Below are 25,090 nucleotides of genomic sequence, written 5' to 3'. Positions count from 1 at the left end.
CCGTTCGTTCCGCTCGGGCATGCAGCCGAATAGAGTCGAGACCGCCCCCGCTTCCGAGGACACCGATTGCCATGCCTCGTCCGACTGTCGCACAGCTCACGTACGGTTCCTGCACCGTCATCTGCTCGACGCTCGCCATGCTGCTGCTGTCACAGACGAGTTCGGGCCCCGGCATCGCGGTCGTCGTCGTCGCCGCGGTCGCGCTCGGCGTGCTCGTCGCCATGACGGTGCCGGTGCCGAAGCCGTCCAGGGCCCCCGTGGCCCGCTCCACGACCCGTTCCGTGATCCGACCCGCGGCCCGCTCCACGGCGAGCGTGCCCGCGAGCCGGCCCGAGCCCGTCACCGTTCCCGCGCGCGCCCCCGTGCACGCGTCGGTCCGGGCTTCGGTCGCCTCCGCATCCGAGCCCGTCCGGGAGCCCACGGCCCCCTGACACACAGCGCGCAGGACGGAGGGCCCGCACCTCGTGGTGCGGGCCCTCCGTCCTGCGCGCGGCCGGCTCACCGCGTGCTGACCACCACCGTCTTGGCCGCCTTGTCGTGCAGACCCTGCTTGTAGGGCTTGTCGAAGTAGCTCCAGCCGCCGCAGATCGCCGTCCACACACAGGCGCAGCAGAACGCGAACGGCACCCACAGCACCAGGGCGCGGATCAGCGAGGTCTGCGCGGAGGGCGTGGAGCCGTTGTCGAGGTTGGCCACCCGCATGCCGAGCCACTTCTTGCCCAGCGTCTGGCCCGACTTGGCGGTCAGGATCGTGTCGTACGCGACGTACAGGATCGCGGCGAGGAGTTCCCGCCCGAAGGTCTTGCCGAACTCGATGTCGTCCGCGTCCACCGTGTACTGCGCGACCCCGAAGGCCCAGGCCAGCAGGGACACCACGATGAAGACGAGGATCATGTCGATGATCCGGGCCAGCGTGCGCTTGCCGCTGTCGGCGAGCGGGGGCATCCCGGAGAGCGGGTCGGCCGGGTAGCCGCCGTAGGGGTCGCCGCCCTGCGGACCGCCACCGTAGGGCGGGGGCTGACCCGGCCCACTGCCGTACGGATCGTGCGGCGCGTCGTACGGCGAGCCCTGCCCCGCACCGGAGGGGGGCTGACCGTACGGAGGCTGCGGGGGCTCCTGCTGCGGGGGCCGCTTCCTGAACGGGTCGTCCTCCGGCGGCTCGCCGCCGCCGGAGCCGGGGGGCGGTTCGGTGGTCATGCCCCCGAGTCGACCGCGAACCCGCGGACTCCGCATCCGGCGAGCGGCCGTCCGGGGGACGGAGTGCCGGGCTGCGGAGGCACGCGGGTGCGGGCGTACCCGGGGGGGGGGCGGAGTGCCGGGCTGCGGAGGCACGCGGGTGCGGGCCTACGGGGCTGCGGGGCTGCGGGGCTGCGGGGCTGCGGGGTACAGGGTGGGGGTCAGCCGGCGACGAACGTGTGCGCCGCCTTGTCGTGCCAGCACTGGCGCCACGGCCTGTCGAACAGGCCCCATACGACGCCCACCACACCGACCACGAGCAGACCGGGCACGCTGTAGACGAGCCAGCGGCTCAACGCCGCCCGGAAGGACGGGGGTTCGCCGCCCTCGATGTCCCGCACCTGCAGACCGAACAGCTTCTTGCCCAGCGTGCGGCCCCACTTCGCGGTCGGCACGGCTTCGTACACGATCCCGAAGACCAGCAGCACGGCGAGGACGATCCCGAGGTACACCGACGTCGTGCCGTCGAGCAGCCAGACGGTGACGGTCTCTCCGGTGAGCTTGGCGGCGTCGACCTTCGCGGTCACATGGTCGAGGGCCTTCACTCCCAGCGGCACGGCGGCGGCCGCGGTGACGGCCGCGACGACGAGCGTGTCCACGAGCCGGGCGGCCAGCCGCTTGCCGAGGCCCGCGGGACGGGCCTCGGACGCCCGCCGGGCGGCCGCCTGGAAGATGTCGTCGACGGGCGGCTTCCAGGGCGCGACGGGCCCGTCCTCGGCTCCCGCGAGCTGGTGCACCTGCTGCGCCCACGAGGACTGCCCGCCGCCGGGACCGGCGGCCATCGGCACGGCGCCCTGCGGGGGCTGCGCCTGAGGGCCGCCGGCTTGCTGGGGCACGCTCGGAGCGCCCTGCTGGGTGCCGGGGACGGGGACGGGGACGGGGGCGGACGCGGGCGCCTGGGCGCCGGGCTGCGCGGCCGGGAACCCCGCGGGGCCCTGCGGAGCCGGAGCCGGAACGGGCGCGGGGGCAGCGGCTGGGGCTGGGGCAGGAGCGGGGGCGGGCACCGGTGCGGCGGCCGCGACGCGGGCCGGGCCTTGCGGGGCCGGGACGCCCGGGGGCTGATCCGCCGCCGCACGCTCGGCGGCCGCCTTGCCCGCTCCGAAACCGGGCTGGGCGGGGACGGCGCCGGGACCGGCCGGCGCCCCGACCGGACCCTGCGCGCCGAAGGCGGCGGAAGCAGCCGGGGAGGCTGGGGCGGGGGCGCCGGACCCAGGGGTCGCGGGGGCTCCAGGGATCCCGGGGGCCGACGCGGGGCCGGGGCCCTGGGCGGCGGCGGGGAACGCGGGCGCGTTGCCCGCCGGGCCGGGCGTGCCCGCCGGCTGCGCGCCGGACGCGCCGTCCTGGTGGCCCGTGCGCGGGGCCGGCGCGCGGAAGGTGACCGTGCCCTCGTCGGGGACGAGCCCCGGGGGGCCGGAGGTACCGGACGCGGGGGCGGCGCCGCCGCCCGCCGTCGGCCGGCGGAAGACGAACGTGCCCCCGGAGACCACGTCCCCGGCGCCGGCACCCTCCTCCGGTTCCGCGGGTGGGATCGTCGACGTGCCGTCCGTGCTCGTGGACAGGCCCTCGGGCTGCGCCGGGGCGGGCGAGGGCACCCTCGGGTCGGCGCCCTGCGGGGCGCCCCAGGAGACCCGGCGGTCCTGGTCGCCGCCGAAGCCGGACTGGTGGGCGCGGTCGGCGCCCCACGCGGAGGCGGGCTCGGGACGGCCTCCGTACGGGTCCGCGGGTGCCGGGTCCTCGTCGAAGAAGTGCGGGCCGGTCTCCTCCACGGAGGCCGGCGGCGAGCCGGACGGGGGCGTGAGCGGGCGGCCGTCGGAGGGCGCCGGCCGACTGGTGCCCGGTACCCAGGAGGCACCGTTCCAGTACCGGACGTATCCAGGGATGGACGGGTCCGGGTAGTACCCCTCGCGGGGCCTGTCGTCGCCGGGTGCCGGGGTTGGGGCGCTCATGTCCGTCGTCCCGTATCTGCTCGGGGGTGGGATGGGGGGCTCCACATCTATCAGACCGACGCAAGCCCCACTGCCAGTCCTGTCGGACCCGCCCCTTTCCGGGCAACCCCGTGCACTCTCTTCACACGTTCGGAACGCCCGCCGAAGCCCGGGGCCGGAACCCGCCGAAAAAAGTTCTCCGAACCCGCGTAATGGTTCCGGGCCGGGCCGCTCTCCACTCGTACGGGCCCACCGCGGGTCCGCGCGAGGTCCGTCTCGAGAGGGGAACCGACATGCGTCACACCGTGGTGGAACGCGAACTGGAGCTCAAGCTGATCCTGTCGCCGGAGCGCAGCATCCCGGTCCCGGCCCGGCTGGCCTACCGCAGCGACGACCCGTTCGCCGTCCACGTCGCCTTCCACATCAACTCCGAGCACCCGGTCGACTGGACGTTCGCCCGTGAACTGCTCGTGGAGGGCGTGTTCCGGCCGTGCGGGCACGGGGACGTGCGGGTGTGGCCGACGAAGGTGGAGGGGCGCAGCGTCGTGCTGATGGCGCTGAGTTCGCCCGACGGGGACGCGCTTCTCGAGGCGCCCGCGGCGCAGGTGTCGGCCTGGCTGGAGCGGACGCTGCGGGTGGTGCCGCCGGGGGCCGAGGGTGAGCAGCTCGGCATCGACGACGGTCTGGCCGAGCTGCTCGCCCCGACTCCCGCGGACGACCTGTGGCTGTGCGACCCGTGGCCGTCGGACGAGTCCGTGGACGGGGAGTGAGGCGCGGCCCCGGGTCCCGGTCACAGTCCCGGTCCCGGTCGCGGTCGCAGTCGCAGTCGCAGTCGCAGTCGCGGTCGCGGTCGCAGTCTCGGCGGTGTCAGAACAGTTTGCCGGGGTTGAGGATGCCCAGCGGGTCGAAGGCCGCCTTGACCGCCCGCTGCATCTCCACGCCCACCGGGCCGATCTCGCGTGCCAGCCACTCCTTCTTCAGCACGCCCACGCCGTGCTCGCCGGTGATGGTGCCGCCGAGTTCCAGGCCGAGGCCCATGATCTCGTCGAAGGAGTCGCGGGCGCGCCGGCACTCGTCGGGGTCCGCCGCGTCGAAGCAGACCGTGGGGTGGGTGTTGCCGTCGCCCGCGTGGGCGACGACCCCGATGGTCAGCCGGTGCTTCTCCGCGATGCGCTCGACGCCCTCGAGCATCTCGCCGAGCCTGGACCGGGGCACGCACACGTCGTCGATCATCGTCGTGCCCTTGACGGCCTCCAGGGCGACGAGCGACGACCGCCGTGCCTGGAGCAGGAGTTCGGACTCGGCGAAGTCGTCGGCGGGGACCACCTGGGTGGAGCCTGCCGCCTCGCACAGCGCGCCGACGGCGGCGAGGTCGGCGGCCGGGTCGGGGGTGTCGAAGGCGGCCAGCAGCAGGGCCTCGGTGGTCTCCGGGAGCCCCATGTGGGCCAGCTCGTTGACGGCTCTGACCGTCGTACGGTCCATGAGTTCGAGGAGGGACGGGACGTGTCCGCCGGCCATGATCCGGCACACCGCGTCGCAGGCGGCGGCCCCGGACGCGAACTCGGCCGCCAGCACCAGTTGCCGCGGCGGCTGCGGCCTGAGGGCGAGGATTGCCCGGACGACGATGCCCAGCGAGCCCTCCGAGCCCACGAACAGGCGGGTGAGGTCGTATCCGGCGACGCCCTTCGCCGTGCGGCGGCCGGTGGTCATCAGCCGGCCGTCGGCGAGCACGACGTCCAGGCCGAGGACGTACTCGGCCGTCACCCCGTACTTGACGCAGCACAGCCCGCCCGACGCGGTGCCGATGTTGCCGCCGATCGTGCACATCTCCCAGCTGGAGGGGTCGGGCGGGTAGTAGAGGCCGTGTTCGTTGACCGCGCGGGAGAGCGCGGCGTTGACGACGCCCGGTTCGACGACGGCGATCCGGTCGACCGGGTTGATCTCGATGATCCGGTCCATCTTCGTCAGGGAGAGGACGACGCAGCCCTCGGAGGCGTTGGCGGCCCCGGACAGTCCGGTGCGGGCGCCCTGCGGGACGACCGGGACGCGCAGCTCGGTCGCCGTGCGCATGACGTGCTGGACCTCTTCGACGGTGCGCGGCAGCACCACCGCGGCGGGGAGGCCGGCCGGGCAGAAACTGGCCATGTCGTTGGCGTAGGCGCCCGTGATGTCCGGGTCGGTGAGGACGGCCTCGGGGGGCAGGCCGACGAGCAGACGGTCGACGAGGTGACGGCTCATGATCACAGGTTCGCACCCGGGGCCATCGGTGTGAACCCCGTCCGCCCGACCCTTCGGCTGACGTCATACGGTCGTCGTACTGACGCACAGTGAGCGCCATGGAGAACGCAGAGCGCGCCGCCGAAGAGCGCACCGCCCCCGAAGAGGCCGCCGCGGGCGACGCGGCTCCCGCGGCCACCGGCACGGTTTCCCGGTTGCGCCGGCGGCTGCTCGTCGGCTCGCTCGTGGGGTGTCTCGCGCTGGGCGGCGGGGTGCTGCTGTGCCTGCCCGGTGGGCAGCCCGCGGTGCGTCGGGCGCCCGCGGCGGCTCCGGGGGCGCAGGCGGGCACGGCGGTCCGTGCGGGGGTGCCGGCCGCGTTGCCGGATCTGGCGGTGCTGATCGACGAGCGCGAGAGCCGGGTGCGGGCGCATCCACGGGACGCGCGGTCCTGGGCGGTGCTCGGCACGGCCTACCTCGAGCAGGGCCGGCGCACCGCCGACGCCGCCGCCCTGTACCCGAAGGCCGAGCAGGCGCTGCGGACCTCGCTGAAGGTGCGCCCGAAGGCCAACGCCGAGGCCCTCGACGGTCTGGCGGCGCTGTCGAACGCGCGCCGTGACTTCCGGGCGGCCCTGTCCTTCGGCGAGGCCGCGCGCAGGCTGGCGCCGAAGCGCTGGACGACGTATCCGCAGCTGATCGACGCGTACACCGGGCTCGGCGACCACAAGAAGGCCCGCAAGGCCCTCGACTCCCTGACGGCGCTGCACTCCGGTCCTGCCGTGCGGGCCCGGGCGGCGGGCGTCTACTGGGACCGGGGCTGGCGTGAGGACGCGCAGGCCGCGCTGGCCGACGCGGCGGCCGGTGCCTCCTCCCCCGCCGAGCAGGCGGCCTGGCTGGAGCGGGCGGGGCAGCTGGCCTGGGAGCGCGGTGAGCGGGCGGACGCCCTGCGGCACTTCCAGGAGGCGGTCAGGATCGACCCCGACCAGCGGGCCGCGCAGGCCGGGCAGGGGCGGGCGCTGGCGGCCCTGGGGCGGACCTCGGAGGCGTTGAACGCCTACCATGTGGCGCTCGCCAAGCAGCCGTCGCCGGGTTACGCGCTGGAACTGGGCGAGCTGTACGAGTCGCTGGGGCTCACGCAGGCGGCGCGCGTGCAGTACGACCTGCTGCGGGCCCGGGTGCGGCAGGACGCGACGGGCGGGGTGGACGGGCAGCTGGTGCTCGGCCGGTTCGAGGCCGACCACGGGGATCCGGCCTCGGCGGTACGGCGGCTGCGGGCCGAGTGGCGCCTGCAGCCGGGGATCGCCGTCGCGGACGCGCTGGGCTGGGCGCTGCACCGGGCCGGGGACGACAAGGAGGCGCTGAAGTTCGCCATGATCGCCACCGACCGGGTGCACGGGGGCGCCGTGCACAGCGCGCCGTACATGTACCACCGGGGCATGATCGAGCGGGAGCTGGAGATGCCGGGGCCGGCCCGGCGGCACCTCCAGGAGGCCTTGCGGATCAACCCGTACTTCTCGCCGCTGCTCGGCCCGGTGGCCCGGGCGGCGGTGGCCCGGCTGGGCGGCGAACCGGCCCCGGCCGAGCTGCCCGAGTAGGGCTCGCACCGCCGCCCTCCCGATCGACGCGTCGCGGGTGATCAGCGCCGTCACGCGCAGTCAGAGCGTTACAGGTTGCCGCGCTTCTCCTGCTCGCGCTCGATCGCCTCGAACAGGGCCTTGAAGTTGCCCTTGCCGAAGCCCATCGAGCCGTGCCGTTCGATGATCTCGAAGAAGACGGTCGGCTTGTCCTGGACCGGCTTGGTGAAGATCTGGAGCAGATAGCCGTCCTCGTCGCGGTCGGCGAGGATCTTCAGCTCGCGCAGGGTCTCGACGGGGACGCGGGTGTCGCCGACCCACTCGCCGAGGGTGTCGTAGTAGGAGTCGGGGGTGTCGAGGAACCGGACCCCGGCCGCCCGCATCGTCCGTACCGTCTGCACGATGTCGTTGGTGTTGAGCGCGATGTGCTGGACGCCGGCGCCGCCGTAGAACTCCAGGTACTCGTCGATCTGGGACTTCTTCTTGGCGATGGCGGGCTCGTTGATCGGGAACTTGACCTTGAGCGTGCCGTCCGCGACGACCTTGGACATCAGGGCGCTGTACTCGGTGGCGATGTCGTCGCCCACGAACTCCTTCATGTTCGTGAAGCCCATGACCTTGTTGTAGAAGCCGACCCACTCGTTCATCCGGCCGAGTTCGACGTTGCCGACGCAGTGGTCGATCGCCTGGAAGGTGCGGTGGGCGGGCGGTTCGACGATCGGCTCGGCGGCGGCGAAGCCGGGGAGGTAGGGGCCGTCGTAGCCGGAGCGGTCGACGAGGGTGTGGCGGGTCTCGCCGTAGGTGGCTATCGCGGCGAGGACGACGGTGCCGTGCTCGTCCTTCAGTTCGTACGGCTCGGCGACCGAGCGGGCGCCGTGCTCGATCGCGTAGGCGTACGCGGCCCGCGCGTCGGGGACCTCGATGGCCAGGTCGACGACGCCGTCGCCGTGCTCGGCCACGTGCCGCTCGAGGAAGTGGCCGTGGCTGGTGGCGGCCTTGATGACGGAGGTCAGGACGAAGCGCGCCGAGCCGTTGGTGAGCACGTACGAGGCGGTCTCGCGGCTGCCGGTCTCCGGTCCGGAGTAGGCGACCAGCTTCATGCCGAAGGCGGTGGAGTAGTAGTGCGCCGCCTGTTTGGCGTTGCCCACGGCGAAGACGACCGCGTCCATTCCCTTGACCGGGAAGGGGTCGGCCTGCCGGGCGGTGTCGGGAGTGTGGTGTGTGGTCTGCGTCATAGCCGAAGCCTCGCGCCGGGCAGCAAGGTGCGCAATAGTTCGCTTCATCGCTGGGCAATGTGTTCAGCAGTACGGCGGTTTCGACCGGCTTTCTGTACAGGGTGACCATCTCGGAGGCGGGCGGGTATGGCGATCGACCGACTGGACGGCCGGATCATCGTGCTGCTGGCCCGGGAACCGCGCCTGGGGGTGTTGGAGATGTCCCGGCGGCTGGGAGTGGCCCGGGGGACGGTGCAGGCACGGCTCGACCGGCTTCAGTCGAATGGAGTCATCCGGGGATTCGGCCCCGAGGTCGATCCGGCGGCGCTCGGCTATCCGGTCACGGCGTTCGCCACGCTTCAGATCCGGCAGGGGCAAGGAGCCGACGTACGGGCCCACTTGGGGACCGTGCCGGAGGTGCTGGAGCTGCACACCACGACCGGCAGCGGGGACATGCTGTGCCGGCTGGTGGCCCGTTCCAACGCCGATCTCCAGCGGGTGATCGACCTGGTCGTCGGTTTTGATGGCATTGTCCGGGCCTCCACCGCGATCGTGATGGAGAACCCCGTTCCGCTGCGGATCATCCCGCTGGTGGAGCAGGCGGCCGAGGACGACCGGGACAGGCCCTGACCCAGCGGACCTGACCCGGAGCTGGTCCGGGTCCGGTCGACATGGGGCGGTGAGGGCGTGTGAGCTTCTGGGAGTACCTGGGCAACCGTCACCAGCAGTTGCTCACCGACGCCTACCAGCAGGCCAGCCTCGTCTTCCAGTGCATGCTCATGGCGACCGCGATCGGCGTCGTGATCGGGGTCGTCACCTACCGCAGCGGCTGGGCGGGCAACCTCGCCACCCTCGGCACCTCGGCGATCCTGACCGTCCCGTCGCTCGCGATGATCGGTCTGCTGATCCCGCTCGTGGGGCTCGGCGTACCGCCGACGGTGATCGCGCTGACCCTGTACGGACTGCTGCCGGTGGTACGCAACGCGATCGTGGGGCTGCGCGGCGTCGATCCCACGCTCGTGGACGCGGCCAAGGGCATCGGGATGTCCTCGGCGATGCGGCTGCTGCGGGTCGAGCTGCCGCTGGCCTGGCCGCCGATCCTGACCGGGATCCGGGTCTCGACACAGATGCTGATGGGCATCGCGGCCATCGCCGCGTACGCCTCCGGGCCCGGCCTGGGCAACGAGATCTTCCGCGGCATCGCCTCGCTCGGCAGCAAGAACGCGCTCAACCAGGTCCTGGCGGGCACGCTCGGCATCATCGTCCTGGCCCTGCTGTTCGACGCCGCGTACGTCCTCATCGGACGGCTGACGATTCCCAGGGGGATCCGTGTCTGAGACCGAGTCCGAGGGCGGCGCCCACGGGGCGACGATCGAGCTGGTGAACCTCACCAAGCGCTATCCGGGCAACCCCAACCCCGCGGTCGACAACGTCACCATGGAGATCAAGGCGGGCGAGACCGTCATCTTCGTCGGCCCGTCGGGCTGCGGGAAGTCGACCACACTGAAGATGATCAACCGGCTGATCGAGCCGAGCGGCGGCCGGATCCGGATCAATGGCGAGGACGTCACCGACATCGACCCGGTGAAGCTGCGCCGCAAGGTCGGGTACGCGATCCAGTCGTCCGGGCTCTTCCCGCACATGACGGTCGCGCAGAACATCGCGCTCGTGCCGAAGATGATCGGCTGGCCGAAGGGCCGGATCCGGGACCGGGTGGAGGAGATGCTCGACCTGGTCGGGCTCGACCCCGGCGAGTTCCACGGCCGCTATCCGCGCCAGCTGTCCGGCGGGCAGCAGCAACGGGTCGGTGTGGCGCGGGCGTTGGCGGCGGATCCGCCCGTCCTGCTGATGGACGAGCCGTTCGGCGCGGTCGACCCGATCACCCGCGACCACCTCCAGGACGAGCTGATCCGGCTCCAGCACGAGCTGCACAAGACGATCGTGTTCGTCACCCACGACTTCGACGAGGCGATCAAGCTGGGCGACCGGATCGCGGTGCTGCGCGAACGCTCGCACATCGCCCAGTTCGACACCCCGGAGGCGATCCTCACCAACCCGGCGGACGACTTCGTGTCCGGGTTCGTGGGGGCGGGGGCGGCGCTGAAGCGGCTCAACCTGAGCCGGGTACGGGACGTGGAGATCACCGACTACCCGACGGTGACCGTCGACGACCCGCTCCAGACCATCTTCAACAAGCTCCGCTCCAGCGGTACGAACGAGATCCTGCTCCTCGACCAGCGCAGACGCCCCTACAAGTGGCTGCGCCGCGGGGACCTGATGCGGGCCAGGGGCTCGCTGGCACGGGCCGGAACCCTGGTCAGCGACACGGTGACGAAGGACGCCACCCTGCGGGACGCGCTGGAGGCGGTGCTGACCGACAACACCGGGCGGGTCGCGGTCACCGGGCGGCGGGGCGAGTACACCGGGGTCGTCGACATGGAGACGCTGCTGAACTCCGTGCACGAGCTGCTGGAGGCCGACCGGCTGGAGGCGCTGGAGGCCCAACACGAGCTGGAGGAGGCCCGGGCCGCGCAGACGCACGCGGAACAGGAGGGCCCGGGCGGGGAGGCGAAAGCGTGAGCACCCCCGACCTGCACGAGAACGCCGGCCCGGACGGGACTCCCGGGCCGCAGGACGAGGCCGAGGACGGGCTGCAGGAGACCAGGACCCCACCGGCGCCGCCCCGCCGTCGCCTCACCTGGCAGAAACTGACCTTCCTGCCCGCCTTCCTCGTCGCCCTGCTGCTCGCGACCTGGCTGTGGTTCCAGCAGGCGGACCTGGACCCGATCTCGGAGAACGCGCTGTCGAACGGGCAGGTGTCGAAGGCGCTGTGGCAGCAGGTGCAGCTCACGGTGATCTCCACCTTCTTCGTGCTGATCATCGCGATCCCGCTCGGCATCCTGCTGACCCGGGGTTCGCTGCGCAGAGCGACACCGTTCGCGATGGCCGTCGCCAACATGGGGCAGGCGACGCCCGCCATCGGTCTGCTCGCCCTGCTGGTGATCTGGCTGGGTACGGGCACGAAAGCCGCCCTGATCGGCATCATCGCCTACGCGATCCTGCCGGTGCTCGCGAACACCATCGCGGGCCTGAAGTCGAACGACCCGACGCTGCTGGAGGCGGCCCGCGGCATCGGGATGTCCGCGCTGGGCGTGCTCCGCAAGGTCGAGCTGCCGCTGGCCGTCCCGCTGATCCTGGCCGGCGTGCGGACGGCCCTCGTCCTCAACGTCGGCACGGCGACCCTGGCGACCTTCGGCGGGGGCGGCGGCCTGGGCGTGCTGATCACCACCGGCATCACCAACCAGCGCATGCCGGTGCTGGTGCTGGGCTCGATCCTCACCGTCTCGCTGGCACTGCTCGTCGACTGGCTGGCCTCACTGGCCGAAGTGCTGCTGCGGCCGCGGGGGTTGGAGGTGGACTCGTGAAGCGCTCCCGCCCGGTGATCGCCGGGGTGCTGGTGGCACTGACCTGTGGGCCGGCCGGGTGCGGGCTCACCAGCGGCTCCCCCATGGTCGACGACGTCTCGCCCGGGTCGATCGGCCAGGGCGAGCCGCTCAAGGGCGCCGATCTCACCGTGACGTCCAAGTCGTTCACCGAGAACCTCATCCTCGGCGCGATGATGGGCATCGCCTTCCAGGCGGCCGGCGCGGACGTCCTGGACCGCACCGGCATCCAGGGCTCCATCGGCTCGCGCGAGGCGGTCAGGAACGGCGACGCCGACGCCATGTACGAGTACACGGGCACCGCCTGGATCACCTACCAGGGCAACAGCGAGCCCATCACCGACCCGCAGCAGCAGTGGCAGGCCGTGCACGACGCCGACCTGAAGAACGGCGTGACCTGGCTGCCTCCGTCGAGGCTGAACAACACGTACGCGCTGGCCATGAACCAGGCCAACTTCAAGAAGTACCGCACCAGGACGCTGTCGCAGGTGGCCGCGCTGTCGAAGTCCGACCCGAAGGCCGTGACGCTCTGCGTGGAGAGCGAGTTCGCCAACCGCGCGGACGGGCTGCCCGGCATGGAGAAGGCGTACGGCATGGCCGTCTCCGCGTCGCGGATCACGCAGATGGACACCGGGATCATCTACACCCAGGTCCAGAAGGGGACCTGCACCTACGGGGAGGTGTTCACCACCGACGGGCGCATCAAGTCCATGAACCTGGTGGTGATGGCCGACGACAAGAAGTTCTTCCCCAACTACAACGCGGCCCCCGTGATCAACTCCGAGGCGCTGAAGAAGTGGCCGGCGATCGCGAAGGTCATCGACCCGGTGACGAAGAAGCTGGACAACACGGTGGCCCAGGACCTGAACGCCAAGGTGGACGTCGACGGGGAGGATCCCCACCAGGTGGCCCTGGACTGGATGAAGAAGGAGGGGTTCGTGAAGTAGGGGTTCGTGAAGTCGGGGTTCGTGAAGTCGGGGCGAACTCCGCCGGTCGACTTCCAAAGGAGCCGTTGCAAAGAGGTCCGCCGCGGCGCCCGGGGCGAACAACCCGGCCGTCGCCTGGTAGCGGACCGCTAACAGCTCGGGACCGAGCCCTTGCCCTTCTCCAGGGCGGTCAGTGCGCTCACCGTGCCCTTCAAGGTGGTGACCGGGATCAGCCGAAGCCCCTTCGGCAGCTCGGACTTGGCGTCGGCGCACTCGGCCTTCGGCACCAGGAACACCGTCGCCCCGTCCCGCCGGGCGGCCTGCGTCTTCAGTGCCACGCCGCCGACCGCGCCGACCGTACCGTCGGCCTCGATGGTTCCGGTGCCGGCGATCGTGCGGCCGCCGGTCAGGTCGCCGCCGCTGCCGTCGCCGTCGAGTTTGTCGACGATGCCGAGCGAGAACAGCAGCCCGGCGCTGGGGCCGCCCACGTCGGACAGCTTCAGGGTGACCTTGATGCCGTCGTCGCTGCGGTCGAGGTACTTCAGCGCGGCCTCGGTCGCGGCGTCCTGGGACTGCCGCATCTGCTCGGTGTTGTGCTGCTCGATCTCCTTGGTGCTCTCCCCGCTGGGGTAGACGGAGTCGCGCGGCATGATCGCCTGGTCGGTGCGGAACCAGCCGTCGACGACGTCGGAGAGGCTGACCTCCGTGTCGGGGTTGGTCGCCTCGATCGTCGTCATCCGCAGCTGCCCGCTCGTGTCCCGGACGGGCGCGCCGGTGATCGTGATGACCGGGGTGCCCTTGTTCTCGCCGAGGACGTTCGCCGTCATGCCCGGCTGCGCCACCGAGAACGGCAGCGGCGCGAACGCGGCCGTCGCGAGCAGCGCCACGAGCGGCAGTGCGCAGACGGTGAGGGCCTTGGGGCGTGAGAGGCGTGAGAGCACGAGGTCAATCTAACGTGACGACGAGTTCCGGCTCGCGGCTGGATGTCGTCCGGCCGGCCGCGAGCCCCTGCTCCGGCTGCTCCCCGCCCTCCCCGCGCACCTCCCGACGCCTCGCCCACACCGGCGGCACGGTGCGCAGGCGTGGTGCGCAGGCGTGGTGCGTCAGCGCAGTGCCTCCGCCACCTCCCGCGCAGCGTCCACGACCCGGGGCCCCACCCGCTCGGGCACCGCGTCGGCCAGCATCACCACGCCCACACTGCCCTCGACGCCGGTCACGCCCAGCAGCGGAGCCGCGGCCCCGCTCGCGCCGGCCTCCAGCTCCCCGTGCGTCAGCGTGTAGCCGGGTTCGTCGGCCGGCCGCGCCGGGTTCTGCCGCGCGAAGAGGATCGCCCGGCCGGCGGCGCCTCGGTCCAGCGGATGCCGGAACCCGGCCCGGTACGCCACGTGGTAGTCCGTCCAGGTCGGCTCGACGACGGCGACGGCAAGCGCCTCCGTCCCGTCCACCAGGGTCAGATGCGCGGTCGCGCCTATGTCCTCGGCCAGCGACCGCAGCGCGGGCAGCGCGGCCTCCCGTACCAGCGGATGCACCTGGCGGCCGAGCCTCAGCACCCCGAGGCCGACCCTGGCTCGCCCGCCCAGGTCACGCCGTACGAGTGCGTGCTGCTCCAGTGTGGCGAGCAACCGGTACACAACGGTCCGGTTGACGCCCAGTTTGTTGGAAAGTTCGGTGACGGTCAGCCCGTGGTCGGTATCGGCCAGCAGTTTGAGGACCTTCAGTCCTCGATCGAGCGTCTGGGAGGTCTCCGCGGTCACGACGCCCACTCCTTAAGTGGTGAGGTCGGCAACCTCCGTCGCGGCGGATGCGTCACCGAGTCCCGTCAGTGACGCGCGTCAGAGGCCGCCGATCGACAGATGGGCCCGGCGTGTCCGGGCCCAGTCGCTTCACGGCTGCGCTCCGCGGCGGCGCTGCCACGGGGCGTGTGCGTAGCGGGACAGTAGCGAAGCAGGTTCGCTGAGCGGAAGGCTCCGTCCAGAATCCGGTCAGTGGCCGGTATGGACTACTTGCATTTATCCCGATACGTACGGAGCGTGACGTCGTGGCTCGCGCCCCCGTCAGGGACCGGGGGCCCGGACGAGGCCTCACTTCATCCGGGTCGCCCACTCCTGCACCTTGGCGATGCGCTGCCGCAGCTGCCCCGCCGTCGCCTCCGCGCTCGGCGGCCCGCCGCAGACCCGCCGCAGCTCGGTGTGGATCACACCGTGCGGCTTGCCGCTCTGGTGGACGTACGCCCCGACCATCGTGTTGAGCTGCTTGCGCAGCTCCATCAGCTCCTTGTGCGAGACGACCGGCCGCCGCTCGGCCGGCAGTTCCAGCAGATCGGCCTCGGAGTCCGGCCGCTTCTTGCTGTGCGCGATCTGCTTGGCCTGGCGCTTCTGGAGCAGCATCTGCACCTGGTCGGGCTCCAGCAGCCCCGGGATGCCGAGGTAGTCCTGCTCCTCCTCGCTTCCCGGGTGGGCCTGCATGCCGAACTCGGCGCCGTTGTACATCACCCGGTCGAAGACGGCCTCGGACTCCAGCGCCTCGAAGGCGAACTGCTCCTGCTCGCCGGTGTCCTCGTCCTGCTCCTTGTTCGCCTCGTCCATCTCCTGCTCGGACTCGGCGTACGGATCCTCCTCGCCCTCCTTCTTGGGCTTGTCGAGGGCGTGGTCGCGCTCGACCTCCATCTCGTTGGCGAAGGTGAGCAGATCGGGCACGGTCGGGAGGAAGACGGAGGCGGTCTCGCCGCGCCGCCGGGACCGCACGAAGCGCCCGACGGCCTGGGCGAAGAAGAGGGGCGTGGAGATGGTCGTCGCGTACACCCCGACCGCGAGCCGGGGCACGTCGACACCTTCCGACACCATCCGCACCGCGACCATCCAGCGGTCGTTGCTGCCGCTGAAGTCGTCGATGCGGCTGGACGCGCCGGTGTCGTCGGACAGGACGAGCGTCGCCTTCGTCCCGGTGATCTCCCGGATCAGTTTGGCGTAGGCGCGCGCCGACTCCTGGTCGGAGGCGATGACGAGCGCACCGGCGTCCGGGATGGCCTTCCTGACCTCGGTGAGCCGCTGGTCGGCGGCGCGCAGCACGCTCGGCATCCACTCGCCGCGCGGGTCCAGCGCCGTACGCCAGGCCTGACTGATCGCGTCCTTGGTCATCGGCTCGCCGAGCCGCGCCGCGATCTCGTCCCCCGCCTTGGTCCGCCAGCGCATGTTTCCGCTGTAGGAGAGGAAGATGACGGGCCGGACGACCTGGTCGGCGAGCGCCGAGCCGTACCCGTAGGTGTAGTCGGCGGCCGACCGCCGAATCCCGTCGTTGCCCTCTTCATAGGTGACGAAGGGGATGGGATTGGTGTCGGAGCGGAACGGCGTACCGGTGAGCGCGAGGCGACGGGTCGCGGGCTCGAAGGCCTCGAGACAGGCCTCGCCCCAGGACTTGGAGTCACCGGCGTGGTGGATCTCGTCGAGGATGACGAGGGTCTTGCGCTGTTCGCTCCGGTTGCGGTGCAGCATCGGACGGACGCCGACGCCCGCGTACGTCACGGCGACGCCGTGGTAGTCCTTGCTGAGCGGGCCCGCGCTGTACTCGGGGTCCAGCCGGATCCCTATCCGCGCGGCCGCCTCCGCCCACTGCTTCTTCAGATGCTCGGTCGGCGCGACCACGGTCACCTGCTGCACGACATGGTGGTGCAGCAGCCAGGAGGCGAGGGTGAGCGCGAAGGTCGTCTTGCCGGCGCCGGGTGTGGCGACGGCGAGGAAGTCGCGCGGCTGCTCCTGGAGGTACTTCTCCATCGCCCCCTGCTGCCAGGCCCGCAGCTTGCTCGCGGTGCCCCAGGGGGCTCGGCCCGGGAAGGCCGGTGACAGGTGGTGGGAGTGGGAGGTGGAGGAAGCGGCGGTGGTAGTCACGGTCTCCGGGTTCGGGGCTCTCGGCTGTGTATGACAACCGGGCCACCCTACCGGCGGCCCGGCGCCGTCAACGAGCGAACAAGGCCGGGTCGTGCGCGGGTGGGACTCAGGTCACAGCGGACGGGCGGCGGCGGCTCAGCGCGCGAAGCGCGGCAACCGGGCCGCGATCCCGGGCACCTCGAGGGCGCCCTGACACACGTCCAGCACGAACCGCTCGGCCTCGTCCACATCGAAGTCCACGTCCAGCGGATGACCGGCCAGGTGCAGATAGACCCAGGTCGCGTACCAGGCGATGCGCTTGTTGCCGTCGACGAGAGCGTGGTTGCGGGCCAGGGACTCCATCAGCGCCGCGGCCTTCCGCCACACGTCCGGGTAGGCGTCCTGCCCGAACACACTCGACCGGGGGCGGGCCAGGGCGGAGTCCAGCAGTCCGTAGTCGCGCACCTCGTCCGCCTCGAGCCGCCGGGTGAGGTTCAGCAGTTCGGGCAGCGTGAGGTAATGCATCAGGCGAGCCTCCGGTTCAACTCGGCGCTGGCCCGCAGCACGTGCTCGGCGGCCTCCTCGAAGAGCCGCGCGTGCTCGTGCACGGCCTTGAGCACCGCGTCGTGCGCGAAGGCCTGCATGCTGCGTCCCTCCGCCTGGGCGCGCTCACGCAGGGCGTCGAGTTCCTCGTCCGTGAAGCGCAGGTTCAGTCCGGCCATGCCTCGACGGTACCGGCCGGTACCGGCCGGTACCACTTGGTTCTATCGCGATTCCGCCCGCAGCCGCGTCGTCACCCAGGCCCCGAACAGCGCGACGGCCGCCATCGGCAGGAAGACGGCGGCGAAGGCGGCCGGGTGCGAACCGGCGGACGCCGCGCCCGTGGCCGTGGCCGACGCCGTATGCGCCACGCTCCCGCCGCCGAGCGCCGCGAAGGCGGCACCTCCCGCGGACAGCAGCAGCACGTTGGACAGCCCGTCCGAGATCTGGAGGGCGGCGGAGTTGGCCCCGGCCTCCTCGGGGGCGGACAGCTTCAGCAGCAGCACGCTCGAGGCGGCGATCACCAGCCCCATCCCCAGACACCCGAAGCCCCAGGCGACGGCCACGGTCCAGACGGGCACGGAGTGGACCAGGACACTGGGCGCGGTGGCGATGGCGGCAGCCGCCAGCACCATCCCGAGCGCCATCAGCCGCTCCCGGTACGGCTCCGCCCACGGCCGCGACTGCACCCACGACCCCAGCGCCCAGGTCGCCCCGCCGGCCGCGAGCGAGAACCCGGCGAGGGTCGGGCTCAGGCCCCGCTCCGTCACGAGCATCAGCGGCACGAAGGACTCGGCGGCGATGAAGGACCCCGCGGCCACCCCGCGCAGCAGCACGACGGACGGCAGCCCGCGGGCCGCCCGCCAGGTGCCGCGCGGGAGCAGCCCGAGCACGGCGGGCACGAGCAGCGCGATGCCCGCGGCGCCGGGGAGGAGGGAGACCGGCCGCAGGTCCTGGGCGGCGTACTGGAGCAGTCCGGCGCCGAGGGAGATCCCGAGGGCGAGCCGGATCCGCCGCCGGTCGAAGGCGCCCGCGGCCATGCCCTCCACGGGGCCGCCCGCCCGCCGCCGTATCTGGGGCAGCGCGAGCGCCAGCGGAAGCACCACGAGGGCGGGTATCCCGAGGAAGACCCACCGCCACCCCAGCTGCTCGGTCACCGCACCGGCGGCCAGTGGCCCGACCACGGACGGCACGACCCAGCAGGCGGCGAACGCGGCCATGATCGCGGGCCGCAGCCGCTCCGGGTAGGCCCGTCCGACGACGACGTACAGGGCGACGATCACCAGCCCTCCGCCGAGCCCCTGCACGGCCCGCCCGAGGATGAACACCCACATGCCCCCGGCGCTCCCGGAGAGGAGCAGCCCGGCCGCGAAGGCCGCGATGCCACCGCCCAGCGCCCCGAGCGGCCCCCGCCGGTCCGACCACTGCCCGGCGAACACCATCCCGAACAGGCTGGTGGTGAAGTACCCGGAGAACGCGAACGCGTACAGCGCCACCCCGTCGAGCTCCCGCGCCGCCACCGGCATCGCGGTCCCCACGGCGGTCGCCTCGAAGGCGATGAGCAGCACGACGGAGACGATCCCGATGGTGAGGGCCCGGTAGGAACGCCCGAGAACGGTCCCGCCGGGATCGCCGCTCTCTGCGGCACGCTCCACGGCGGCAGCTGCGGTGGGACGGGACGGCGGGTCATCGTCGGCGACACCGGTGTCGCGGGGTTCGAGGGCAGCCATGAGGGCCAGCGTAAGGTCCACAACCGACATTGACCCCTGTCGGAAGACGGGTCCGCGCCCGGGACGATGGTCCTACGACCACCGCCCCGCACTCCCGTTTCATGAACGGCGTGTGGCAGTCCCATTGCAGCCCCCGCGTCCCCCTTGAGCCCCTCCTCACCCCACCCGTACGGTCGACCTACCAAGTTCGGAACGGGGCGAACACCCCACTCCCGACCTGGCCGTGTGCCCGAGTGGCTTAGGGACTCGCCTGCAAAGCGAGGTACGTGGGTTCAATTCCCGCCACGGCCTCTGGTTTGTGACCAGGGAAAACAGAAGGGCGGCACCCTCCAGGGGTGCCGTCCTTCTGGCCGTCCGTCTCAGTTTCCGTCTCAGTTGCTCTGCACACGCCCTGGTAACCAGCTGGCAGACGGTCGCTCAGTCGCGCGTGTGCTTCAACACGTTCTACCTGTGTGTCCACCACCACCAAACGATGGCGACGCAGACTGAGCCCAGCTGACGGGCGGCGCCCTTCAGCACCTCCTCCGAGAGCAACCGCCTGCGTCGGTGCAGAGCTCGGTCCAGACGCGCCCCTACAGCCTTGAGTCTCCAGCAGCCGTGCAGCATGCGGCCCCAGACGGCTCGAACGCGTGGCACAAGGTTTGCGATTGGCTGCCTGATGTGTGACAACGGATACGTCCTCCTCGCATTGCAGTGCAGGGGATTGCTGAGCGGGGGGTGTGCACCCGTTGGTTTGCGACGCCTGGGCGTTTTCATAGCCCCCCGCTCAGCTGCGAGGATTTAACCAACCCGATTACGAGTCCCCAATGTGCGTGCGTGCACATGCGGGAGCGCCGTGGGGCGTATTGCGCCTCTCAGCTGGACGAATAGATGTGCGTGCACGCACAGCCGCCCCTGAGGGTCCCTCCAAAGAGGTAAGACCCTTAGGCCGTTTGGGTGAATCTATTATTTGGATTCCGACTAGCTCACCTGCGGTTTTACAGGTCAGCCAGCTTGTCCCTTACAGCCGGTCGGCTTCTGACTGCCAGATAAGCCCGTCGACCTGCCTCGCAACGTCAGCTCGTACCGCATCAACCATGTGCTGATATCGAGCTGCCATTGCGGTGGTCGACCACCCCATGAGTCCCATGACTGCACGCTCGGGCACACCGAGGATGAGCAGGACCGTGGCAGCCGTGTGGCGTGCGTCGTGCAGACGTCCATCCCGAACCTCCGCCTCTCGCAACAGAGCCTTCCACTCAGCCCAGTCCCGACGGTGTGACGGACTGCGACCGTGCTCATCCGGGAAGACCAAGCCGTTCATTTCCCAGCGCTTCCCGGCTGCCTTTCGTTCCTCTTCTTGGACCTCAAGGTGGACCCGAAATAGGTCAACAAGCTGTTCGGGGAGACCGACGGCACGACGGCCGGCACGGGACTTGGTGGTGGACAACTCCGGGTTGGTTCGGCGCCTCTCCGGGCAGTACCCGGCGGCCTTGCGTCCGCAGGGCTCCGCGCACCCGTGGGCGTACTGCGGCCGGTGGCGACTACGGCGGACAACGAGGAACCCACCCTCAAGGTCCACGTCCTCCCACTTCAGCCCCAACACCTCGCCTTGACGCAGTCCGAGGGCGAGGGCGACGGCCCACCGTGCGGAGTTGCGATGCTGGTCAGCGGCCTTGAGCAACCGCTGTACCTCGCGGACGCTGTAGGGCTCCACCTCGTACTCCCCCGTCTTCGGGGCCTTGGCCAACTGAACGGGGTTCTTGCCGAGGTGCCCTCGCCGTACGGCCTCATTGAGGGCGGTTCGGAAAGTGCGATGCACCTGGTGGGCGGTGCCCGGCTTGCTGCCGTTGGCCTGCATGTTCGCGTAGAACACCTCGATGTGCTCGGGCTTGAGCCTGTCGAGACGGTGAGCCCCCAAGCCCGGGATTAGGTGCTTCCGCACGGCGACGCGGTACCCGACCATGGTGTTGTCGTTGACGGCGAGGGGCGCAACGTTCTCGATCCAGTGCGTCAGCCACGTCTTGACGGTCCAAACCTTGCCCGGCTTCCGCACGGTCTTGGCATCGCGCTGCTTCTCCAGCTCACGTACGGCGTCCGTCACTTCGGCCCGGGTCTTGCGTTCGACGTGGCGGCGGTCCGGCGTGCCGTCATCTCGGATGCCGACCGTGACGCGGCCGTGCCACTTGCCGTCTTTGCCCAAATAGATAGAGCTGCGGCCGTTGGGCTGTCGGGTGCGCTTCTGTTCTTCTGCCACAGGCAGACTCCTGCTTCTCGGTGTCGGGATGGGGACCGGGGCGGCGGGTTGTCCTGTCCGGGAGTGCCGCCGCCCCGGGCGTCGTCAAGCGGCGCGGTGGGCGGTGCGGAGACGGGTCACGTACGCGGCCGGCGCATCGACCGGGACCCTGCGGAGACCGCCGACCATGACGGACTCCAGCTCTCCGGTGCGGATGAGCGCGAAGCATGTCGTCCGGCCGATGCGGAGTCGGCGGGCAGCCTCTTCAACCTTGAGGAGTACGAGGGTCGCGTCGTCGTCGGCGGGGGCGGGGAGGGTGGCGTGTTCGTCCAAGGCTCACTCCGTGGGGCTGAGTTCATGGGCAAGTGCCGCCGCACAAACCGCAAAATCCGCAGAAAAGCGGGGGATGGTTTCTGACCTGCGGTGATGCGGTGTGCGGGTGGTGATGGGCAGTGCTCCGCAGAAACCCGCGATATTCCGCAAAAATCAGGGGCGGCCGGTCGCCGGTCCCAGCGCGGGGGTGGTGCTCGGTTTTTTGCGGAATATCGCGGGATTGTGCGGCAGGCCCCTCGCCGATGCCGGGCGAGGGTCCCGCCGCAGGTCAGCGAGGGGTCCGGGCTTTTCTGCGGATTTTGCGGTTTGTGCGGGAGGGGTTGGGGGCGCGGCCGGTGGTCACCGGCCGCTGTCCCTCAGGCTGGGGTGGGCGGCGAGGCGGGGCGCCGGGGGACGTCCGCGCTTGCCGGTGCGCTCGGGTTGGTAGGACCGCAGGTATCCGTGGTCTTCCAGCAGCGCGAGGGCGGGTTCGAGGTCGGCGACGGTCGGGACCTCGCTGCGGGACAGGGCGGTGAAGACGTCCCGTCGGCTGACGTCCTCCCACCGGTTGTCCCTCAGTGCCTCCAGCACGCTGCGGGCCCGAGACAGGACCGGGTCCGCACCCATGACGTCGAACACGGCGAGGGCATGGGCGGTGTAGTACTCCCCCAGCTCGATCGCGGCGGCCATGGTGTGTTCGGTGACCGGGTGGGCGTAGCCGTTGCCGCCGTGCTCGGCAAGGTGCAGCAGCGCGGCCATGCGGGCGGTCGCCCCGGCGAGTTTTCCGGCCCAGTTGGAGATGTGGCCCAGCTTGCCACCGCGCCCCTTGAGCTGTGGCTCAATGCGCTTCTGATAGGCGATCAGGGCTGTGTCTGCTTCTGGGCTGAGCTGTATGAGGGCGGGGTCGGTCCATCCTGCGAGAGACAGTGTGAGGTCGACGACGCGCTGGGTGTAGGTGGCGGCGGTCTGTCCGGGGATGGGGTCGGTGAGGATCTTCCGCTCACCGACCGTGGACGGGGGCAGGGAGTACAGGAAGCGGGCCAGCAGTCCGCGTCCGTCGAACCCCTTCACCTTGCCGATGTCGCGCAGCACGTCGGGCTGGACGGCGAGGCCGATGGACAGGGCGGGGGCGTCGATGTACTCGCGGCGGGTCTGCCGGTTGACCCTCAGCCGGTCCCCGGCATGCCCTTTCAGGAAGACCTCCATATTGGGGGCCCCGGAGTAGCGTCCAGCGATGATGTCGAAGATGCCGCCCTCAGCGCTCATCACGGACAGCCGGCCGCCCTGTTCGGCCATGAGTGAGGTGACGGTCTCGGGTGTGGAGTCGTCGGCGAGCAGGACCGGTTCGGCGGGGACGGTGAGCGTGTCGGCGGTTTGCGCGAGGCCGACGGCCGTGGCCACCATCTGTTCCCGCTTCTCCGTGTCGGCGGATGCTGCCTTGGCGGCGGCCCGGTCGGCCGCTTCCTTGGCCAGCCTCGCGGTCACCTCCGCCTCGACGATGACGGGCTTCATCGCGGCTTTGAGTTGTTTCTCCGCCTCGTACAGGGGGTTGGTGAGCAGGGCGAACACGGCGGACTTGCGGTTGGCGGGCGGGAGCGCGACCACGGTGTAGAGGTTGGTGGGTTCACGCCAGTTGCCGCGTACGTGGACGACTGAGCGGCCGCCGGCGGCCGTGGCGAGCACGGCGAGGGCTATCGATCCGGCGAGGTCGACCGGGGTCTGTGTCTCCTCCGCGACGGCCGCCACGAACTCCCCCAGCCAGGTGGGGAAGACGTGGGCGGGGAACGGCGGACGCTCGCGGCGGCCGGTGAGAGGGATGGGGTCCTCCCACACGTCCGGCGCCGTGTCGTCCTCGCCGGGCCGTTCTTCCAGGGTGGGCAGTCCGGCCCATAGTTCGGCGTTGTCCACAGGCTGTGTGTTCATGCGGCTGCCCTCCCTTCGGTGGTGGTGTGGGGGCAGATGCCGACGATGACGCGGGCTTGCAGGGCGATGACGGCGGCACGGCCCCGGGCGCGTTCGTGGTGCCCACATGCGCAGAGCCAGTCCGCGACCGTCACGCCCTCGCACCGGATCTCAAGGCCCGGTTGGATGCCGGTGACGGTGACTGTGCCCGGGTTAGAGCGAACAGCGATTCGGACGCCCTGACGGGCGGCATCCTTCGGTTCGCCCACGGACGGCCGTAGCGGGCCCTGCACGGCGCCCTGACGACTGTTTTTGGGGTTATGGGATGCATTGTTCATGCGGCACGCTCCGGGGCCGCCTCAAGGCCGTTGGCGACGGCGCGACGGGCGTAGGCCTCGGGGACACCGACCGAGACTGCGGCGGCCACGATCTCCTCCCCGATCACAGTCAGTCCGCACGGACCCGGGCACCGAGCGTGCTGGGCCGCGAGGAACCGGGCGACGCCGAACGCCTGCGATCCGGCGCCGGATTCGATACGGGCCCGTACGAGGGCGAGGCCGCGTTCCAGGCCGGTGCGTACGTAGCGCTCGGTGTGGCGGCACCCGGTGGCGACCGTCCGGTCCCAGGTGGCGCGTGCCGGGAGAGAATAGACCACCTCGCTGCGCGCGGGGGTGGTGTCTTCCTTCACCGCGAGGGCGCGCACGGCCGCCGGCAGGTCGACCATGCGGCCGGTCCCGGGCCCCAGCCAACGGGCGTACTGCATAAGAGATTTGACGTCTACGCCCGGCCGGACCGCGTTGGACGAGCGCATGGCCCCCTGGTAGATCCAGTGCTCGCCCCGTGTCGTCGGCACGGTGCGGGTGGCTGGCAGGGTCTCGCGGGCCCATGCGACCGCCGCCGCGTGGTCCAGGTCGACCACAGTCACCCCGGCCCCGCCGGGGTGATAGGCGACCGCCACGGCGTGGCGCCATGCCGGGGCCCATGCGGGCGAGGTGAGGACGTGCGGGTCGGTGGTGGCGGCGGCCCATCCGTGGCAGGGCGCAGGGCATCGGCAAGGGCCCGCGGCTTTCATGTTGGGCCGGTCACCGCAGGCACTGTCCTTGCAGATGCGGCAGTTGCCGAACGGCGCCTTGCCCTGCCGCAACGGCAGCGCCGGGACACCGGCCGCCGCGAGGGCGAGGGCGACGTGCAGGGGTTCGGGCGTCACGCTCATGCCGCCACCCCCAGCGTCTCGGTCGCCGCGAGGTAAGCGCGGCCGATGTGCTCGGTGTAGGCGGGCGGGATGGCCTCGGTGAGTTCCTCGCGCACGTCGGTCCACGTGATGCCCATGGCGGTCTGGAGTTCGGGAACGGTGGGCTTGCCGCCGCCATTGCCGTACGCGGCGACGTACGGGCCGTCGAAGTACTCGCCGTGCCGCCACCCGCGCACCCGGCCACGGTGGGGGACGTGCGCCGGCTGCTCGGCGGTCCAGCCGCCCAACTCGAAGTTGCGGTGCCGGATCACCCCGAGACCGAACATCTCACCGCACAGGGTGAGGTCTTTGCGGATCTCCGCGCGGCCGTTGGGCTGCTCGATGACGTACGGCAGGCCGGTCTGTTCGAGCAGATCACGAGTGGGGGCCACGAGGTCTTCGTGCGTGCCGCCCCACCCTTGAGACCGGTTGGTCCCCACGGTCAGAGCACACTTGCCCTGACACGGCGGCGAGGCATGGACGAACACGTACCGGCGAATCTCGCCCGACGCGATCAGGGCGGCGAGATAGGCGAGGGCGTCGCCGTGGTGGTACGGGAAGGGGTAGTTCGGGCGGTGGGCGACATCGCATCCGTCCACCTCGAACCCGGCGTCCTCGTACCCCTTGCCGGCGCCGCCGGCGCACGAGAACAGATCCAACAGACGCGGCCGGGGCAGCACTCGCCCCGATCGGGTAGCCAGGACCATGGGGCCCTCGCCGAAAGCACGTGGTTCGGTCATGCTGTAGGTCTCCTGTTCTGCAACG

Annotated in this window: 23 protein-coding genes and 1 tRNA gene; 9 read left to right on the top strand and 15 right to left on the bottom strand. The window is 71.2% G+C overall.

Annotation, left to right across the window (positions count from 1 at the left end; translation table 11 throughout):
• Positions 1-71 precede the first annotated feature (71 nt).
• Entirely contained in the window at positions 72-431 is a 360-nt protein-coding gene (locus OG933_RS26880; protein WP_020132196.1) for a hypothetical protein, read from the top strand.
• A 67-nt stretch (positions 432-498) separates the two neighbouring features.
• On the opposite strand, the gene OG933_RS26875 is transcribed toward OG933_RS26880, so the two are convergent.
• Positions 499-1,197 (bottom strand): RDD family protein, encoded by a 699-nt coding sequence (locus OG933_RS26875; protein WP_405629224.1) that lies wholly within the window; start codon positions 1,195-1,197, stop codon positions 499-501.
• Between the two features lie 200 nt (positions 1,198-1,397).
• The gene (locus OG933_RS26870) at positions 1,398-3,182 is read right to left on the bottom strand and encodes an RDD family protein (protein WP_405629222.1); all 1,785 of its coding nucleotides are present in this window, start codon (positions 3,180-3,182) and stop codon (positions 1,398-1,400) included.
• A 272-nt stretch (positions 3,183-3,454) separates the two neighbouring features.
• Here OG933_RS26870 and OG933_RS26865 point away from each other — a divergent pair, with 272 nt between their 5' ends.
• The gene (locus OG933_RS26865; protein WP_362522602.1) at positions 3,455-3,931 is read left to right on the top strand and encodes an SsgA family sporulation/cell division regulator; all 477 of its coding nucleotides are present in this window, start codon (positions 3,455-3,457) and stop codon (positions 3,929-3,931) included.
• Between the two features lie 97 nt (positions 3,932-4,028).
• Here the strand turns inward: OG933_RS26865 and OG933_RS26860 are convergent, their stop codons facing one another.
• Entirely contained in the window at positions 4,029-5,399 is a 1,371-nt protein-coding gene (locus tag OG933_RS26860; RefSeq protein WP_405629220.1) for an FAD-binding oxidoreductase, read from the bottom strand.
• Positions 5,400-5,497: 98 nt separating this feature from the next.
• Between OG933_RS26860 and OG933_RS26855 the strand changes: the two genes are divergently transcribed.
• Complete coding sequence (locus OG933_RS26855) at positions 5,498-6,970, top strand: tetratricopeptide repeat protein (protein ID WP_405629218.1); 1,473 nt, start codon at positions 5,498-5,500, stop codon at positions 6,968-6,970.
• Between the two features lie 68 nt (positions 6,971-7,038).
• Here the strand turns inward: OG933_RS26855 and hppD are convergent, their stop codons facing one another.
• Positions 7,039-8,184: a 4-hydroxyphenylpyruvate dioxygenase gene (hppD, locus tag OG933_RS26850; protein WP_054240222.1), complete on the bottom strand. Its 1,146-nt coding sequence runs from the start codon at positions 8,182-8,184 to the stop codon at positions 7,039-7,041.
• A 126-nt stretch (positions 8,185-8,310) separates the two neighbouring features.
• Here hppD and OG933_RS26845 point away from each other — a divergent pair, with 126 nt between their 5' ends.
• From OG933_RS26845 to OG933_RS26825, 5 genes are read left to right on the top strand one after another with little or no spacing between them, the layout of a single operon-like run.
• Positions 8,311-8,793: an Lrp/AsnC family transcriptional regulator gene (locus tag OG933_RS26845; protein WP_142264559.1), complete on the top strand. Its 483-nt coding sequence runs from the start codon at positions 8,311-8,313 to the stop codon at positions 8,791-8,793.
• A gap of 59 nt (positions 8,794-8,852) precedes the next feature.
• Positions 8,853-9,500 (top strand): ABC transporter permease, encoded by a 648-nt coding sequence (locus OG933_RS26840; RefSeq protein ID WP_020132437.1) that lies wholly within the window; start codon positions 8,853-8,855, stop codon positions 9,498-9,500.
• Complete coding sequence (locus OG933_RS26835) at positions 9,493-10,743, top strand: betaine/proline/choline family ABC transporter ATP-binding protein (RefSeq protein WP_362522605.1); 1,251 nt, start codon at positions 9,493-9,495, stop codon at positions 10,741-10,743. Before OG933_RS26840 ends, OG933_RS26835 begins: the two co-directional genes overlap by 8 nt.
• Positions 10,740-11,588, top strand: coding sequence for an ABC transporter permease (locus tag OG933_RS26830; protein WP_362522606.1), 849 nt, complete (start codon positions 10,740-10,742; stop codon positions 11,586-11,588). Before OG933_RS26835 ends, OG933_RS26830 begins: the two co-directional genes overlap by 4 nt.
• Entirely contained in the window at positions 11,585-12,553 is a 969-nt protein-coding gene (locus OG933_RS26825) for a glycine betaine ABC transporter substrate-binding protein (protein WP_405629216.1), read from the top strand. The genes OG933_RS26830 and OG933_RS26825 overlap by 4 nt, the downstream gene beginning before the upstream one ends.
• Before the next feature lie 128 nt (positions 12,554-12,681).
• On the opposite strand, the gene OG933_RS26820 is transcribed toward OG933_RS26825, so the two are convergent.
• From OG933_RS26820 to OG933_RS26795, 6 genes are all read right to left on the bottom strand, one after another.
• A complete protein-coding gene (locus OG933_RS26820; RefSeq protein WP_405629215.1) occupies positions 12,682-13,473 on the bottom strand; it encodes a PDZ domain-containing protein in 792 nt (263 codons plus the stop codon).
• Between the two features lie 162 nt (positions 13,474-13,635).
• The gene (locus tag OG933_RS26815) at positions 13,636-14,286 is read right to left on the bottom strand and encodes an IclR family transcriptional regulator (protein WP_020132430.1); all 651 of its coding nucleotides are present in this window, start codon (positions 14,284-14,286) and stop codon (positions 13,636-13,638) included.
• Between the two features lie 327 nt (positions 14,287-14,613).
• Complete coding sequence (locus OG933_RS26810) at positions 14,614-16,416, bottom strand: DEAD/DEAH box helicase (RefSeq protein WP_054240231.1); 1,803 nt, start codon at positions 16,414-16,416, stop codon at positions 14,614-14,616.
• Between the two features lie 135 nt (positions 16,417-16,551).
• The gene (locus OG933_RS26805; protein WP_405629213.1) at positions 16,552-16,920 is read right to left on the bottom strand and encodes a type II toxin-antitoxin system death-on-curing family toxin; all 369 of its coding nucleotides are present in this window, start codon (positions 16,918-16,920) and stop codon (positions 16,552-16,554) included.
• Positions 16,920-17,117 carry a hypothetical protein gene (locus OG933_RS26800; RefSeq protein WP_142264566.1) on the bottom strand — a complete coding sequence of 66 codons (198 nt, stop codon included), beginning with the start codon at positions 17,115-17,117 and terminating at the stop codon, positions 16,920-16,922. Before OG933_RS26800 ends, OG933_RS26805 begins: the two co-directional genes overlap by 1 nt.
• A 42-nt stretch (positions 17,118-17,159) precedes the next feature.
• Positions 17,160-18,665: an MFS transporter gene (locus OG933_RS26795; protein ID WP_362522610.1), complete on the bottom strand. Its 1,506-nt coding sequence runs from the start codon at positions 18,663-18,665 to the stop codon at positions 17,160-17,162.
• Positions 18,666-18,884: 219 nt separating this feature from the next.
• On the opposite strand from OG933_RS26795, the gene OG933_RS26790 reads away from it, so the two are divergent.
• A tRNA-Cys gene (locus OG933_RS26790) sits at positions 18,885-18,956 on the top strand.
• 709 nt (positions 18,957-19,665) lie between these two features.
• On the opposite strand, the gene OG933_RS26785 is transcribed toward OG933_RS26790, so the two are convergent.
• The 5 genes from OG933_RS26785 to OG933_RS26765 all read right to left on the bottom strand — a co-directional run bounded on the left by OG933_RS26785 (position 19,666) and on the right by OG933_RS26765 (position 25,032).
• On the bottom strand, positions 19,666-20,901 hold the full coding sequence (locus OG933_RS26785; protein WP_405629212.1) for a tyrosine-type recombinase/integrase: 1,236 nt from the start codon (positions 20,899-20,901) through the stop codon (positions 19,666-19,668).
• 84 nt (positions 20,902-20,985) lie between these two features.
• Positions 20,986-21,213, bottom strand: coding sequence for an excisionase family DNA-binding protein (locus OG933_RS26780; protein WP_205070345.1), 228 nt, complete (start codon positions 21,211-21,213; stop codon positions 20,986-20,988).
• A gap of 339 nt (positions 21,214-21,552) precedes the next feature.
• Positions 21,553-23,100 (bottom strand): YfjI family protein, encoded by a 1,548-nt coding sequence (locus tag OG933_RS26775; protein WP_405633530.1) that lies wholly within the window; start codon positions 23,098-23,100, stop codon positions 21,553-21,555.
• Between the two features lie 328 nt (positions 23,101-23,428).
• Positions 23,429-24,307, bottom strand: a complete 879-nt coding sequence (locus OG933_RS26770) for a DNA primase (RefSeq protein WP_405629210.1) — start codon at positions 24,305-24,307, stop codon at positions 23,429-23,431.
• Positions 24,304-25,032 (bottom strand): DNA methylase, encoded by a 729-nt coding sequence (locus OG933_RS26765; RefSeq protein ID WP_405633528.1) that lies wholly within the window; start codon positions 25,030-25,032, stop codon positions 24,304-24,306. The genes OG933_RS26770 and OG933_RS26765 overlap by 4 nt, the downstream gene beginning before the upstream one ends.
• Positions 25,033-25,090 lie beyond the last annotated feature (58 nt).

Origin of the sequence: Streptomyces sp. NBC_00016 (genome assembly GCF_045040885.1) — a bacterium.
Lineage (GTDB): Bacteria > Actinomycetota > Actinomycetes > Streptomycetales > Streptomycetaceae > Streptomyces > Streptomyces coriariae.
Note: the sequence above shows the minus strand (reverse complement) of the source record. Positions and strands in the feature narration are given on the sequence as shown.